Here is a 15,737-nt window from a genome sequence, read left to right as displayed (position 1 = left end):
CTAACTCCTTGATCCATAAGAGGTTTGCCAGACAACCCTCCGTTGGAAGAACGCTATTATGTACTACTTTTGAGGACCTGGCAAAGTCTGGAGCTTAAAAATAGGCGGACGAGGCTTCCGATGATGGGATGCCTCCCCGCCAACAACCCAGGCCTTGGCTCATCCGCTGCCAGCCACTCAGTCCATTTCGCCGTGATCGCTGAATTTGACAGCTGGACCGGTAGCAAACAACCAAGAGCCGTTATTTGCCCATCCGTCGCGGACAACCACTTCGCAGCGGTTGCGGTCCTTTACCTCGGTGGGGCCTATGTCACGTATCCACCGCTTTGCGATCGCTGGATACGCCAGATCTGATTGCGTCCAGGCGAACGCGCGCATCGATTTGCTACCATTGAGTAGCGCCGGTATGTGCATTGCAATGTCGACGGTAGATCTGGCGCGCACAAACAATAGGCGGTCACCAGGGAGCGGTGCCAATGCATATCGAAAGTGTCACCATCACCGGATTCCGGTGCTACGGCCCCGTCCCGACAGTCATCCATCTCAGCCCGGGCCTGACCGGGTTCGTCGGGGCCAATGCTTCCGGCAAGACAGCGGCACTCCAAGCCCTCATGCGCCTCTTCGGGGTGACCCGGGCACTGCGCACGGTCGTCCTATCTGACTTCCATGTGCCACCTACTGAGGCCCAGCGCCCCAAATCGCGGACGCTAACCATCGATGTGCGGCTGAGCTTGCCGGAGTTGGCGGACGGTAGCGCCACTGCGGCAACCGTGGCGCCCGTATTCCGTCATATACGGGTGGAGCGGCCCGGTGGTACTCCGCTGTGCCGGTTGCGGCTGCGCGCTCGCTGGGATGATGACGGTACGGTCGAAGGTACCGTCAGCCAGGAGCTGAGTTGGATCGGGACCGCCGAGCCGACCGTCCGCGATGACCAGGCTTTCCCCGTGGCGCCCGCTGACCGTGGCTTGATCCAGTTGTTCTACACACCAGCCATCCGTGATGCAGCAACGCAGATTCGCGCCACGACAGGGGCTCTCGCCGCGCGGCTGCTCAGGGCCATCGAGTGGTCAGCAGGGACGCAGTCTGCGGTTAACGCAGCCACGGAACAGCTGACGACCGCGTTTGGCAGCGAGAAGGCTATCCAGGCGATCAGTCGGTCGCTGTCCCAGCGTTGGGACGCTCTGCACGAGGGCGACATCGACTGCGCGCCGGAGCTCAGCTTGACGAGCCGGCGCTTCGAGGAAGTCGTCGCGCGCATCGGCGTGATGTTCAAGCGCGGCCCGGCGGGCCAGGACCGTGGGCTGGAGGCCTTGAGCGACGGGCAGCAGTCCCTCTTTTACTTTGCGCTGGCGGCGGCCGTGTTCGATGTGGAGCGAGCTGCGGTGGCAGGCCGGATCAGGGGGTTCCGGTCCGAGGACCTCAGCGTGCCTGCCCTGACCCTCTTCGCGGTCGAGGAGCCGGAGAACCACGTCACTCCATACTACCTCTCACGGATCCTGAAGCAGATCCGCAGTCTGGTGGAGACTGGTGCCGGGCAGGCGTTGGTCAGCAGCCATGCACCCTCGGTGCTCGGGCGCATCCCCCCAGAGGATGTGCGCTATTGCCAACGCGATACGGCTAGCGGAACGTCGACCGTCAAGCCCATTCCGATGCCCGCCGGCAGCGTCGAGGCGATCAAATTCGTCCGCAATGCCTTCCTGGCCTTTCCGGAGCTGTACTTCGCGCGATTCGTTCTGCTAGTCGAAGGCGACTCCGAGCGCATCGTGCTACCGCGGCTGGCCGAGGCCCTAGACCTCCTGGTCGATCCGTCCTTCGTGGCCATCGTGCCGCTCGGTGGTCGCCACGTGAATCACTTCTGGCGACTTCTAAAGGGACTAGGCATTCCATATGCGACGCTACTCGACCTCGACTTGGGGCGAGACGGCGGTGGCTTTGGCCGCGTCAAGAACGTGCTGCAGCAGCTACTTGCATTGGGAACCCCTCGTGAGCAGATCATGACCCTGTCTAACGACACGGTCCTGACCGACGAGCACCTCGCAACGATGGACACCTGGGACGGTGCGAACCTCGAAGGCTGGCTCGACTATCTGGAGCGCTCGTCGTCGGTCTTCTTCTGTTGGCCCTTGGATCTCGATCTGGCCATGCTGCACGCCTTCCCGGCCGCTTATGCAGCCACCATCGAAGGAACAGGGCCGCGCATGACCAACGAGGCCGCCGCCGAGGTGGTCCTGGGAACGGCAGGGCCCGGCCTGACCGGCTACACAGGCAATGCACAGCCTTTTTGCGCTCACATGGCCGCCTATCGCTATCACTTCCTGACTCACAGCAAGCCCGCCACCCACCTGCGCGCCCTAACGCACATCGATCTGCCCGCGCTGCGTGCCGGCATGCCACCTGCACTCAAGCGTGTGCTGCAGCGCATCGCCGTCGAGGTGTCACCGCTGTGAGCGTGGCCCTGCCGCCGCTGCGTATCCCAGCGGCCGACTGGCTGCCGGTGGGCGTCGACAGCCTTGAGCCGAATGCACTGACTGTGGTGCGCTCTAGCGAGCACTGTTCGGTGCTCGCTGGACCGGGCGCAGGCAAAACGGAGTTGCTGGCACAGCGGGCGGCATTTCTCTTGCAGACGGGCGCCTCCCCCGCCCCGCAGCGCATCCTGGCGATCAGCTTCAAGCGCGACGCGGCGCGCAATCTGGCCCGCCGCGTACGCCAGCGCTGCCACGCGGATCACGCAAAGCGCTTCGACTCTCTCACGTTCGACGCATTCGCCAAAAGCCTTGTTGATCGCTTTGGACAAGCGCTGCCGGACCGTTGGCGGCCGACAGCCGACTACGGCATCCTGTTTGCGAAGAAGGCCTACTGGATGGACTTCCTGCGACGTGCGGGGCAGGCCCAGGACAACCCGTTCGGAGCTACCGCAGTACAGACCATTCCGGCCCCCTCGTTCGAGCGACTCCATGTCCTAGACGCCCCTCTGCCGGAAGCTGGCTGGCCCACCACCACGGCCGGCCGGTGGGCAGGTCAGCGCTTTTGGGATCAACAATTGCGCAGCGCCGAGCGCAGCTACCTGTCCTTCCCAATGCTCAGCCGCTTGGCCGAGCTCTTGGTACGCGTCAACACAGCGGTACGTCATGCCCTGGCCCTGACCTATTCGCATGTGTTCATGGATGAGTTCCAGGACACCACCCAGGCCCAGCTCGACCTCGTTCAAACCATTTTCCTCGGCACCTCGACGGTCATGACGGCCGTGGGCGACAACAAGCAGCAGATCATGCGCTTCGCGCTCGCGATGGATGATCCATTCGGTGCCTTTGAGCTGTCCTTCGCAGCGAAGCGCATCCCGCTGCTCAGCAACTACCGGTCATCGCCCGAGCTGGTCCGCATTCAGCACGTGCTAGCGCAGGCCCTGGACGCGAGTGCAGCGCGCCCCGAATCCAAGGCGAAGGCAGCCATCTACGACGCCTGCTGTTCCATCTGGGACTTCTCCAGTACGCGCGTAGAAGCCAGCACGTTGGCAGCTTACGTCGCGGCGAAAATGCGCGAAGACGGCCTGCAGCCCACCGATTTCGTGCTGCTGGTCCGGCAGAAGGCGGAGGACTATGCCCAAGTGCTGACGCCCGCTTTCGCGGCAGCCGGTATTCCTGTCCGCAACGAAGCCGCTTATGTCGGCAGCCAAATGCTGCAGGAGTTGCTGACGGAGCCGCTTTCAGAGTTGGTGCTCGTGATGCTGCGCCTGGCCTGCGCCGCACGCGGTGGAACGAGTTGGAGCGAGGCTCAGCATGCGTTGGCCGAGTTGCGCGGCATTGACCCCGCCGATGATCGGGCCCGGCGCGCGCTGGCCCGCGATCTGGATGGCTTCGCCAGTGGATTTGTCCGACTGCATCCACAGCCACCGTCCACCGAAGCGCAAGCTCGGTCCATGGTCCAGGCAGTGCTGGTATTCCTGGATCCCAATGCCTTAGTCGCCGCGCACGTTCCCTATGGCCAGGGAAACTGGTTCGCCGAGGTGGAGAGTAGCGTCGTGCTGCACCTGCTGGCCAGCGCCGCGCAAGCGCAGGACTGGCGTGCAGCACTGGACGCCTATGAGGGCGTCAACGCGCTCCCCCTGATGACTCTGCACAAGAGCAAAGGCCTGGAGTACCACACAGTTGTTTTCGTCGGGCTCGATGACGATTCCTGGTGGAGCTACGCCCAGGACCCGGTCGATGCAACTGCCGGATTTTTCGTCGCATTCACCCGCGCCAAGCAGCGGGTAATTTTTACCTACTCGCCCGAGCGCGGCCAGCGAGCGACGGTCGCGCCGCTCTACGAATTGCTCGACAAGGCCGGCGTTACGCGCGTTGCCGTGGCGTAGATCGAATTCAGGACAGGAGGCATCCACAATGATCCCGCCCAGCATCTCCACCTTCGGCGCCGCCCCGTCAATGGTGGGCTACCTATACCAGGTCCGACTTGCCCTGCTGTGGGCAATTCGCCGCAGCCGTACCAGCGACTTCGTCGTCAGCCTGGAAACATTAGATGACGTGAGTTTCGAAGTCGGCGGAGAACCGCTGGCAGTGCTGCAGGCCAAGCACTCTCTGAAGGCGGCTGCGAACCTGACAGATTTGAGCGCAGAACTGTGGAAGACGCTGCGCGTCTGGCTTGTCGGTCTGGCCAGCGGTGAAATTCCGCTTGGCACAGCGCGCTTTCTGATCACCACCGCGGCGGCCGCGCCTGGAAGCGCATGCGCCGCCCTGGGCATCGAAGGCCGCGACCGCGACGTGGCTGAGGCGGCCAAGCGACTCAAGCATGCAGCGATCAGTTCCACCAACAGCGAGCTAAAGCCGGCTTTCGAGGCCTACCTCGCACTGGAGGATAATGAGCGCGAAGGCCTGCTGGCACAGGTCTACGTGATCCCGTCGCAGCCCGACGCCGTCGAGATCACAGAGCAGTTGCAGTCCGAGCTCTACCATGTCGCTCTGAACCATCAGGCGCTGTCGGTGCAGATGCTCGAAGGTTGGTGGTTCAAGCGGGTGCTGAAGGAACTGGTCCACCCCGAGGGCGGCATCCCTCGCGCCGAGATCGACGCGCAGATCTCGGACATCCAGGAATCGCTGAAACCCGACGCCCTGCCGATCGATGAGGACCTCGACGCGCTGATGATCGCGCTGGAACAACTGCCAGAATTCGCTGATCGCCCTTTCTACAAACAGGTCGAACTGGTAAGCGGTAGCCAACTGCGCATCCGAAACGCGATCACCAGCTATCTGCAGGCTTTTCGGCAACGCTCTGCCTGGACCCGCCACGACCTGCTGTTCGATGCCGACCTGGACAAGTACGACAAGCGCCTGCAGGCCGAATGGGAGCTGCAGTACGGCCAAGTCTGCGACGAGCTCGGCGCGGACGCCACCGATGCGGCAATGGCACAGGCGGGGCGCGCGCTCCTGAAGTGGGCAGAAGACGCCCATGTCTTCATCCGTTCGGGTGTGGATGTCCCTTGGGTCTGCCGCGGTTCGCTGCACATGCTCGCAGAGGACATGCGCGTGGGCTGGCATCCACAGTTCGAGACCCGGCTGAAAGCCGTCCTCGACGCTGCCGCTCAGGGGAAGACAGCATGACGGCTTGGCAGGATCGCACCATCGAGCAGCGCAATCTGCTCAACCCAGCCTTCTGCGCCGTCGCAGTGTGGCATCTCGCGCATGGCTACACCACCGAGGCGAAGGCTCTCGGCACAGGCCAGGCGGCGCTGCCGTTTGAGCTGGCCTTCGTGGGCGCGAGCCTGGTGCTACGTGGCCAGACGCGGGAGCAATTGCCTCGCACGATCACGAGTTCACTGGCCACCTGGGTGCACGATCATCCGCTGGAGCGTTCGGCCGTCGCCAAGGGCGTGGTCGTGTTGCGGCAGACGGTCCGCGAGGCCTTGCTGTTCGGCGCGCAGCACCAACTGCTCGCGCTGGATGGCCGCCGAATTGCCGCCGGCGAATCGCAAGCCAAAAAGATCAAGACCTACTTGGGCGCATCGAGCACCGAGGTGAGGGACTGCATGCGCCAGGCCGTGTTCGTCGGTCGTTGGCTGTGCAAAGCGGGCGCGCCCCCAACCGTGTTGGCGCTATTGGGAGTTCAAGCATGATTCAGATTCGCGCCGTAGTGATCTACAGCCACGACGGACGCCACCGCGTGGTGCCCTTCGAACCAGGCCGCGTCAACATCATTTCTGGAGACTCGCGCACGGGCAAGTCGGCGATCCTGGGCATCATCGACTACTGCTTCGGGGCTAAAGAGATCGACGTGCCCGAAGGCAAGGTCCGCCGAAATGTTGCCTGGTTTGCATTGCTGCTGCAGACAACGCGTGGTCAGGCCTTTGTGGCGCGGCAACTGCCGATAGGAGACGGCAAGTCCAACGAGGTGGTTTATGTGCAGACCGACACTGAGATCGACATTCCCCCAGCCTCGGTGCTGCGCCAGACCACCAACCGAGAGGGGCTGCGTTCGCTATTGGCTTCCTGGACAGGCCTGTCGGACTATCTGCATGAACCGCCACCTGGGCAAACGCGCGATGCGCTGGCCGCCACCATCAGCCATGCGCTCACCTTCTGCTTGCAATCGCAGAACGAGATCGCGCAGCGCAAGCACCTGTTCCATGGCTCCAGTGACCGATTTGTAGCGCAGGCGATCAAGGACACCCTGCCCTACTTCCTGGGCGCGGTCACCGACGGCTACGTCGCCAATCAGCAGGAACTCAAACGCGTTCGTGCCGAGATACGCCAGATCGACCGCCGGCTTGCGGAAGCCGCCGCAATCCGAGGCAATGGCGTTGGCCGCGCGGACACGCTGCTGGCCGAAGCCAAATCGGTCGGAATGAGCGAGCTCCCTGACAGCGCATCCTGGCAGGAAAAGCTCGACACACTGCGCGAGATTCAGAACAGGCCGGTGCCTTCGGCAGCGGCAGAGGTCGACGGCGACGCTGAGTTCCACAGGCTCTCCTCGGTGCGCAGCGAACTCCTGCAGGAGCAGCGCACCTTGCGGTCCACGCTTGAGCGTGCACGCAGCTTCGAAGGCAGTTCCAAGGGGTATTCGACGGAAGCGCGAGAACACACAGCGCGCCTGCAAGCTGTGAGCGTCTTCGAGCATGACCAGCCAGGACATGCCTGCCCGTTGTGTCTGCAAGGGCTGCCCGAAACCTCGAAGGTTCCGTCCATCGGCGACCTCCGGGCCGCCCAGGACTATATCGGCGAACGCAGTGGCGCGATGGATGCAGCGACCCCACGCATCGAGACCGCCATCCAGGATGTCGAGACCAAGCTATCGGATGTACGCCGCCGCATGGAAGACAACCGCGTCCTGCTGACGGCAGTCAAGCGGGGCAACCAGCGTCTGCAACTGGCATCGGACATGGAAGCGCGGCGCGCCATGGTGCTCGGCCGGATCAGCCTGTACATGGAAAACATCCCGCAAATGCCGGATCTCAGCGCGCAGCAGGAGCGACTGAAGGAACTGCGGCTGCAGGAGGGCCTGCTCGACGAGGCGGTCAGTGCCGACACCATCCAGGCCAAGATGGAGTCCTGCTTGTCCAACGTCAACCAGCATCTATGGAATTACGCCAAGCAGATCGACCTGGAGTATTCCGATACACCCCTGCGCCTGGACCCTCGCAACCTGACCATCGTGGCGGACACGCTGGAGCGGCCTGTGCAGATGCGCGAGATCGGCAGCGGCGAGAACCATGTGGGCTATCACATCGTGGCGCACCTGGCCCTGCACACTTGGTTCGCGAGCCGCGGGCGGCCAGTGCCATCTTTCCTGTTACTGGATCAGCTCTCGCAGGCGCACTTCTCTCCGGACACGGTGCCGGGAGAGGGAGTGACTCAAGAGAAGATCGACACCGATCGCAAGGCCGTGAAGCGCCTCTTCGGCCTTATCTTTGATGTGGTCGCCAGCCTGCAGGGCAAGTTCCAGGTGATCATCACGGATCACCCGGACTTTAGCGATGACACCCGATTCCAGGACGCGCTACGCGAGCGCTGGCGTGACGGACTCAAGTTGGTACCCGAAGATTGGCCACGTGCCACCTGAGCGCCTTCGTGCTGGCGTCCATACCTCTGGGTGCGAATGACCGCCAACGGCAGGAGCAGTCATTGGGACGTTAAGACAGGAAGACCGCAATCAGCCTGAAGAGGATCTCGGACGAGGCCTATCCAACAGCAGCTTCTGGCCGATACCAGTCGGGCTTAGGGCGATCACCTAGTGGTGTTCATGTTAGTGGGCTTGCTCGTCAACTTAGCTGGAATAGAAACTCACGTGTGCTACTCCGGACTCCTGCGACACTCAATAGACGATTCGATATGGCTTCCAAGACCTAGGACTGACATCAACGGTCATCAGATACGCGGCAACCAAGGCTCCCCGGCACCATAACCGGTAGCCGGTAGGCCTTCAATTCTTGGTTGCCCTCGTCCCTGAAAGCCAATCCATAAGAATCAGGGCGGGCGCAATTCGGATTGTCTGCCTATACGGACGCGCGGCCCCCCAACATCAAGCTCCACGCTAGGCGCGGAGATTTCATGACCCTCTACACCACAGACTACTTGGAGTACTACCTCACGCTGGTCGGCTGGATCGTGCACAACGGGATATGGAACATCTTGGTCGCCAGCGGCATGTTCGCCCTGCCCTTCGTGTCCATCGTCATCCAAGAATGGCTCCGGGCGCGCACCGAGGGTGCCGACGAGGGGAACAAGGGAGTGCTGTCGGCGGTCCGCATCGAGAACCGAGTATGGGTCGCCATCGTGGTCATCCTGTTCGCCGGCATCCCCTTCATCAACGTCAATCTCTCGACGATCCAGTTCGATGCCTCGCGCTCCACGCAATGCAAGGTAGATTTGGCAACACCGCAGGACACACGATGGTCCAATGCCTTCACCACGCTCAACAATCAGAGTGCGCAGGTACCGGTCTGGTGGTTCTTCATGCATGCGGTTTCGAAGGCCGTCACGGGCGCGGCCGTCGCCGCCATCCCGTGCGGTACCGATCTGCGGCAGATGCGCATGGAGATCGACAGCATACGCATCAATGACCCCGTGCTGGCCCAGGAAGTCGCCGACTTCACACACGACTGCTACGGCCTCGCGCGCGCAAAGCTATTCATGGGCCGCCCGGCGCTCTCCGAAGCACAGATGAACGATGTGACCTGGATCGGATCGGCCTACTTCCTGGGCACGGACGGGTTTTACGACACCTACCACTCGCAGACACCGCGCTCCGCCTGGCCATATAACGCAACGCGCGATGCAGGCCTAGCCCAGGTGGAAAACGGAGGCGGCTATCCAACCTGCCGGCAATGGTGGTCGGACGGCGACCAAGGTTTGCGCAGCCGCTTGCTCGCCCAGGTGGATCCCGATCTGCTGTCGCGTATCGGGCGATGGGCGGGTTTCGTATCCCGTCAGCAAGCGGACGATGCAATCATCCGCGCGATCGCCGCGCCTCGGCAGCAGACAATGAACCAAGGACAGGCCTACGCCGACTACGGCGGCCAAGTGGACATGACGCTACCCAACATCGTGACGCGCGGCGCAGCTGACGTCGGTCTGGCAGCTGGCTCGATCGGATTCTTTCCGGCGATGGATGTGGTGCGGCAGGCGCTGCCGATGGTTCTGTCGTTTCTCAAGATGGCGATGGTCATCTGCATCCCTCTCGTCCTGCTATTTGGCACTTACGACCTCAAGGCGGTGGTGACGATGAGCTGCGTGCAGTTCGCGCTGTTCTTCGTGGATTTCTGGTTCCAGTTGGCGCGCTGGCTTGATAGCACCATCCTTGATGCGCTCTACGGGTGGAATTCACCGCACAGCAACCTCAACCTGTTTCTAGGCCTCAACAATGCCTTCGGAGACATGCTCCTGAACTTCGTGATGGCATCGATGTTCATCGTTCTTCCGAGCTTCTGGGTTATGGCATTGGCTTGGGCTGGGGTAAGAGCCGGCAATCTCGTAGGAGCGCTAACAGCGGCAACAGGAGACGCGAAATCAGCGGGAGGAAGTGGCGGAAGAAGCGTGATAGGAGGCACGAAATCAGTCTTCAAATGAAAATTTACGAATCTTCGCCAGTGTCTCCCATATCGTGACGCCACTCATTTTTGTCATAGAAGCCATATCCAGAATGGCCGTCCCGCCACTCTGGTTTTGATGGAGTCTCTAGTTCAGATCTGCTTACAACCCAAATCAGTGCAAGGGAAGTAGCAATCAACAAGGCAACCCCAAAAGCCACGTACATAGCAAGGCCGAGAATGACGAACTTGACGCAGCAACTCACGAGTAGTGCAGTTCCCCGAGATGGGACGAAAGCGGCCACCCATTCATTAAACTGGCTGTCGCGCTGTACCAGCCAGCGCCATACCCGCGCCGCAGCACGTCCAGCCCTGCGGCTCAGTGTTGGCTTGGAGTAAGAGGTAGCCATCATGGTGTCCTCCTGCAATCGTTGGATCAGGTGTTGAATGGATTCCGGATCGAAAGGCTTTCTTCGATGATGAGGCCGTGGTGCATGTCTTCTGTGTACAGGGTCTGACAGCCCTCGATGGCTGCCGCTGCAATGATGCAGGCATCGTAGAACGAGAGCTGGTGCCGTTCGGCCAACTGCCGAGCCCGGTCGTGCACGTCGACCGTGAGAGGCAGAACTTTGCAGAATTCCCGCACCAGCGCAAGGAATTGCCCCACCTCGCCCCACCCCATCCTGAGCTTGCGCACACACACGTGAGTGACTTCGTTGAGCACCTGCACGCTGATGATCGGCCGCCGCTGAAGGAGCTCTTCAGCATCATCCGCCTTCGCGGAGTCCTCGGACAATAGGTAAAGCACCACATTGCTGTCCAGGAATATCTTGGCTCTACCCCCGACCATTGGCCTCTTCCCGGTTGAACCTGAAATCTGCCGGCAGCTTGCCGCGGAACGCGCGAAGCCGCTCCAACAGAGCTTCCGAACCTGGCTTCTTGCGCACCGCGAAAAGGCGCGGCTCGTCAACGACAATCTCGATGTCGTCGCCCTCGCGCAGCTCCAGGGCCTCCACCAGGCTTGCAGGCAGACGCACTGCCAGACTATTGCCCCACTTTGCTACTTGCATGTTAGCGCCCTTCAAGGATATACATAATTGACGTATATCCTACAACTCCTGAGCGTCTTCGCAACCTCGGCTTCATTGCGGCAGTTACGCCCGGCCAGGCACGTCAAAGGGTAAATGGAATGGAAGGGGCAGCAAGGGGAAAGGCTCTATCCTGAAAAGGAAAAAAGGCTTTGCGCTGCTTTTTTGCCGCCAAGACAGTGGCACCCGCCGAAGAGCCAAGCTTGTTAGCAGCTACATGCCCCTGCACGAATCAAAGTGCAGCCAGGGATGCTATCCAAGTCGCTGGCGATGCCTTGATGCTCACCCCACCAACGACTCGTCCAGGTTCCCGAGCTGCGCACGTGCGAGCCCTGCTTGCCAATACGTCGAGAAAAGTTCGATCAGTTGAGGGTTGGTCATTCCCTGGACGCGTGGAACCTTGAAGATGATCCAGTCTTGTTTGGCGTTGTACCAGGAGCGCCCGACGCTATGCCAAGCGCTGACCGAACGGGCGTCCTTGAGTGGGACGTCATAGTCACTGGACAGATCCACGAAGAGAATCAGATTTTCACCACGGTGACTGCCAGCGCCGACCCGGTAATTTTCGATCGCCGTCCACGGGATCGGCTGTGTGACGGCTGAGTACTGAAGCCCCTGGGCGCTGAGCGTCAACAAGGGAAGTTTTCTGCGTCGCCCAAGCCCGCGGGCGAGCATCCCCACTGCGGCCGCCATGGCTATAAACGCCAAGGCAAAGACGATGTTGCTCCGAAGCATCGCCACGCCGGGAAGTACACACAGTAGCGCCAATATCCAGAGCAGCGCGCTCGAAAAACCACCTCCTTCATAGATGGTGAGCGTCTCACGCCCCCGAGCTGCCATCTCGAGTAATTCGGCTTGGGACGGATGGTGGTCCTGGCTTACGTCGTCGTGCATACAGACCTCTTGCCTCATGGATTGGTTGACCCGTTCCAACACTTCATCTTGGCGTTCAAAAGGCTGTTTGACGTTTAGAAGGGCCTAAAGATAAGACGAACGACGCGGAACATTCCCCCACCCGGCATAAGCCGCAAACCATAGCGAGCCAGAGTGGCACCGCCTTGAAGGCCGGGAAGAAGCAGGCAACGAACAGGGATCTACCCAATCAGTCCCTGCAGCTACAGCAGACGGAGACGGAAGGCGAATGGATCAACTATGTCTGTAGAGCTCGCCCCCGACCGGTGCAGGCCCAATGCACGTCGAGATCATCTCCGCAGCAGGTCTGGCACGGACGAGAGCAACATCGCCACGCCCGACGCGGTGAGTAGCCCCAGCACAACCTGCCGAAAGGTCGCCTCGCTCAGGCCGACGTACAGTCGAGCACCAAGCAAGGTCGGTACGAGCATCGCAGGGGCCACGATGGCGAACAGCGGCAGCATGTCCCGCGTGACCGCCCCGGTGCCTAGGTAGGTCGCCATTGTGACCAGCAGCATCGACAAGTTGAAGTTCTGGATCACGGCGCGCTGCTGGTCCTTCTCGTAGCCGCGCAGCGTGCACCACAGCGTGGGCAGCGCGCCGGTGAAGCCGCCAAGGCCGCCCATGACGCCACCGGCCAGTCCCACGACCCCGTCGGCCACACGTCCGCCTTTGCGAATGCGGGGTAGCTGCTTGGCCATCAGCATCGCGGGGCACCACAGCACCAGCAACGTGCCCAGGATCGCCTTGAACATGGCCATATCGATCCGCGGCAGCAAGGCCACGCCCAGCGGAATACCCGCGAATCCGCCCAACACGAAAGGCAACAACACGCGCCAGTCAAAACCACGTCGCACCGATGCCACGGCCAACAGTTGCCCTGTCAATGCACCGAATACGGCGAGCGCCGCGGCAACGCGCGGCTCCAACGCCCAGGCCCAAAACGACATCGCGACCAGACTGAACGCAAAACCCGACAAGCCCTGCACGAAGCCTGCCACCACGGCACCGATCACCACCACCCAAAACACCTCGTCCACGTACCCGTCACTCCGATTCGCTACGCGCTGCGCTCACCCCACATCTTGCCTCGCCACAGCGTCATATCCCAGCTCTCGCGACTGCAGGTACCGCGCACCCGGTCCTTTTGCCAGGTGTACGTCCAACTGCGAATGATCGACCTCCAGCCGATCGATACACGAGCTGGCAAAGCACTCCAGGCCCTGCCCTAGCGTCTCAACCGCATCCACGGTCACGCAAGCGGCCAGCAGATAGGTCGTATTGAGTTGCAGACGCGCGCTCGACAGCGAGGCACAGACCATCGCGTGGTCGGATAGCACCTTCATGCACATCATCTCCAGCATGGAGGCGTGGGTCGGATTGACCTTGCCGGCCATGCTGGAGGAACCCGGCCCCACCGCGGGCAGTAACAGCTCACCTAATCCGCATGCGGGCCCCGATCCCAGTAGCTCGATGTCGCGGCAGAGCTTCAAACACACCACCGAGATCAAGACCAACCCGCTCCACACCGTCAGCAACGCCGTATCCACCACTTGGGCCGCGCATGGCTGCGGCGCAGACTGAAACGGCATGCCCGTCAGCGTACGCAGCTCCTCCGCAAAGCGTGTCCCGAAGCCCGGATGGACTCCTGCGCCATTGCCCACTGCACCGCCCCCTTGAGGGAGCACTCGCAGCGTTTCGCAGGCGGTCGCCAGATGGGATTGAGATCCTCGCAGCAAGGCGGCGAATCCACGGAACTCCATGCCTACCGTCGTGCAATGCGCGTCGCGCAGAAAGGTGCGACCGACCTTGGCTGTCTCATGATGCCTTGCTGCGAAGAGGTCCAGCGCCGTCACCAAGGTCTCCAGCGATGAAGAAAACGAAGCCTGTAGTTCGCGGGCCAGTGCGACATGCACCACGGTCGGCCAGCTGTCGTTGGACGACTGGTTACGGTTGACGTGGTCGAGCGGATGAATTTCGGCAACCGACTCGATGTCGGGTGAACCGGCCTTGGTCTCGGCCATGAGCTCGGCCGCCCGGCACGCGATCACTTCGTTGACGTTGATGTGGGTCTGGTTGCCATCGCCTGCCTGCCACATTCCGAGTGGGAAATGCGCGTCCCACGCCCCCGCCGCCACTTCCTGCGCAGCAAGTGCAATGGCGTCGGCAATGGGCACCGGCAGTTCCTGCAGGTGCGCATTGGCCCGCGCGCTCGCCTGCTTTTGCAGCCCGAAAGCGTGGATCAGGCTGCATGGAATCCGGCCCAGGCCGCTCGGATAGTGCATGAGGGCATCGGCCGTGTAGGCGCCCCATTTCGGATCGACCATTCTTGGCTCCTTCAATCCGGGATATCGCGGGTCGCGAGCACCATGATCACCTCGACCGCGCCGCCACCGGGCAACGACGCCACGCCCACCGCCGTGCGAGCAGGCAACGGTGATTGCGGCAGCACGTCCTGCAGGCAGGCCGACGCCGCATCCATCACCCGCACGTGGTCTCGGAAGTCTGCGGTACTGCTGATGAAGCCCTGCAGCGTGACGACCCGATCGACCCGGTCCAGGGTGCCCAGCGCCTTTTGCGCCGCGCGCAGGAGCAGCAGCACTGCGGCGGCAGCCGCCCGTTCGCCGATAGGTACGTCCTCTTCACTCCGCAGTGGACCGGCGATGATGGCACCACCCCGCCGCCCCACCACGCCGCTGGACACCCAGCAATCGCCAATCTGGAAGAAGCTGCTGTAGCGGCCCGATGGCTTCAGCTCAGGCTCGCCCGCCACCAGTGCATCGAGCCTTCGGTCGGCTGCGCAAACAACGTGGTTCATATCCACTGCCCTCCCCAATCTGTTTCCAACAGCGCTTGGCCACCCACCCAGCAGCCCTCGGCCTCTTGGGTCACCGCGGGCATGCGCACTGTGATCTGAGAGGGAGATCCCATCGCCTCGCCCTGCCGGACGGTGACCACCGCGGACCTCGGCCCCACCAGCGCCATGCGGCGCAATCCCCAGGCCAGGGCAGCGGCAGCGATGCCTGTCGCCGGATCCTCCAGATAGCCGGACGCCCTGGGAAACTGTCGCGCACTGCAATGCACCTCCCGCGGTTCGACGCGGGAGACGGCATAGGGATACAACCCGGTTGAACCAATGCGCTCACAGACGATGGGTACCTGCTCCGCATTGACGCGCAGGGCGTGCAGGGTTTGCATGCTGTCCAGCCGGATGAGCGTCTTGGCCCGACTGGTGGAAGCATTCAATACGCCATCGACGACCTGCGACGTTCTGAGCCCCAGGCACTGCACAATCGAACGGATGTGCCCCTCGCCCAGCAACCGCATGCAAGCCGGTGGCTGGCTGATTTCGATGCGACCGTCCACCCTGCGCCCATGCACCGTCCCGCTGGCCGTGCGGATCGCGACCGGCTCTCCGTCCCAACGGTCCTGCGCATGCAGCAGCCACAGCGCGGCGATGGTGGCATGGCCACACATTTCCATCTCGTGCATCGGTACGAAGTAGCGCATTTCCCAGCGATGCACACCGTCGCTGCACGCGGTCACGAAGACGGACTCGTGGCCGCTGGCACGCGCATGCGATTGCATCTCGGCACCGGTCATGGCCTCGGCGTCCAGCCAGACCGGCGCGGGATTGCCGCCGCGTGGATCGCCATCGATGGTGAAGACCCGCACCAACGGTGCCCGGGGCGATGCATGGCTTGGACTTGGGGAAACCCTAT

The 15,737-nt window shown here is 62.2% G+C and carries 14 protein-coding genes; 6 read left to right on the top strand and 8 right to left on the bottom strand.

The window, feature by feature from the left end; genetic code table 11:
* Positions 1-476 precede the first annotated feature (476 nt).
* From AVTE2539_RS05525 to AVTE2539_RS05500, 6 genes are all read left to right on the top strand, one after another.
* Positions 477-2,447 (top strand): ATP-dependent nuclease, encoded by a 1,971-nt coding sequence (locus AVTE2539_RS05525; RefSeq protein WP_284408743.1) that lies wholly within the window; start codon positions 477-479, stop codon positions 2,445-2,447.
* On the top strand, positions 2,444-4,351 hold the full coding sequence (locus AVTE2539_RS05520; protein WP_284408741.1) for a UvrD-helicase domain-containing protein: 1,908 nt from the start codon (positions 2,444-2,446) through the stop codon (positions 4,349-4,351). The genes AVTE2539_RS05525 and AVTE2539_RS05520 overlap by 4 nt, the downstream gene beginning before the upstream one ends.
* A gap of 28 nt (positions 4,352-4,379) precedes the next feature.
* Positions 4,380-5,594 carry an ABC-three component system protein gene (locus AVTE2539_RS05515; RefSeq protein ID WP_228316190.1) on the top strand — a complete coding sequence of 405 codons (1,215 nt, stop codon included), beginning with the start codon at positions 4,380-4,382 and terminating at the stop codon, positions 5,592-5,594.
* A complete protein-coding gene (locus AVTE2539_RS05510) occupies positions 5,591-6,106 on the top strand; it encodes a three component ABC system middle component (protein ID WP_228316189.1) in 516 nt (171 codons plus the stop codon). The genes AVTE2539_RS05515 and AVTE2539_RS05510 overlap by 4 nt, the downstream gene beginning before the upstream one ends.
* Complete coding sequence (locus AVTE2539_RS05505; RefSeq protein WP_228316188.1) at positions 6,103-8,049, top strand: DUF3732 domain-containing protein; 1,947 nt, start codon at positions 6,103-6,105, stop codon at positions 8,047-8,049. The genes AVTE2539_RS05510 and AVTE2539_RS05505 overlap by 4 nt, the downstream gene beginning before the upstream one ends.
* 488 nt (positions 8,050-8,537) lie before the next feature.
* The gene (locus AVTE2539_RS05500; protein WP_284408738.1) at positions 8,538-10,055 is read left to right on the top strand and encodes a conjugal transfer protein TraG N-terminal domain-containing protein; all 1,518 of its coding nucleotides are present in this window, start codon (positions 8,538-8,540) and stop codon (positions 10,053-10,055) included.
* Positions 10,056-10,059: 4 nt separating this feature from the next.
* On the opposite strand, the gene AVTE2539_RS05495 is transcribed toward AVTE2539_RS05500, so the two are convergent.
* The 8 genes from AVTE2539_RS05495 to AVTE2539_RS05460 form a co-directional block, all read right to left on the bottom strand.
* The gene (locus AVTE2539_RS05495; RefSeq protein WP_284408736.1) at positions 10,060-10,428 is read right to left on the bottom strand and encodes a DUF3742 family protein; all 369 of its coding nucleotides are present in this window, start codon (positions 10,426-10,428) and stop codon (positions 10,060-10,062) included.
* A gap of 23 nt (positions 10,429-10,451) precedes the next feature.
* Complete coding sequence (locus tag AVTE2539_RS05490; RefSeq protein ID WP_284408734.1) at positions 10,452-10,865, bottom strand: PIN domain-containing protein; 414 nt, start codon at positions 10,863-10,865, stop codon at positions 10,452-10,454.
* Positions 10,852-11,085, bottom strand: coding sequence for an AbrB/MazE/SpoVT family DNA-binding domain-containing protein (locus AVTE2539_RS05485; protein WP_128421519.1), 234 nt, complete (start codon positions 11,083-11,085; stop codon positions 10,852-10,854). The genes AVTE2539_RS05490 and AVTE2539_RS05485 overlap by 14 nt, the downstream gene beginning before the upstream one ends.
* 300 nt (positions 11,086-11,385) lie before the next feature.
* The gene (locus AVTE2539_RS05480; RefSeq protein WP_284408729.1) at positions 11,386-11,997 is read right to left on the bottom strand and encodes a hypothetical protein; all 612 of its coding nucleotides are present in this window, start codon (positions 11,995-11,997) and stop codon (positions 11,386-11,388) included.
* A gap of 308 nt (positions 11,998-12,305) precedes the next feature.
* Positions 12,306-13,055, bottom strand: a complete 750-nt coding sequence (locus AVTE2539_RS05475) for a sulfite exporter TauE/SafE family protein (protein ID WP_284408727.1) — start codon at positions 13,053-13,055, stop codon at positions 12,306-12,308.
* Positions 13,056-13,088: 33 nt separating this feature from the next.
* Positions 13,089-14,342: a lyase family protein gene (locus tag AVTE2539_RS05470; RefSeq protein ID WP_284408725.1), complete on the bottom strand. Its 1,254-nt coding sequence runs from the start codon at positions 14,340-14,342 to the stop codon at positions 13,089-13,091.
* An 11-nt stretch (positions 14,343-14,353) separates the two neighbouring features.
* Entirely contained in the window at positions 14,354-14,833 is a 480-nt protein-coding gene (locus AVTE2539_RS05465; protein ID WP_274342124.1) for a RidA family protein, read from the bottom strand.
* Complete coding sequence (locus tag AVTE2539_RS05460; RefSeq protein ID WP_284408722.1) at positions 14,830-15,690, bottom strand: PhzF family phenazine biosynthesis protein; 861 nt, start codon at positions 15,688-15,690, stop codon at positions 14,830-14,832. The genes AVTE2539_RS05465 and AVTE2539_RS05460 overlap by 4 nt, the downstream gene beginning before the upstream one ends.
* Positions 15,691-15,737: the final 47 nt, after the last annotated feature.

Source organism: Acidovorax sp. SUPP2539 (genome assembly GCF_030158975.1).
Taxonomy (GTDB): Bacteria; Pseudomonadota; Gammaproteobacteria; order Burkholderiales; family Burkholderiaceae_C; genus Paracidovorax.
This window is presented reverse-complemented; position numbering and strand designations above follow the sequence as displayed.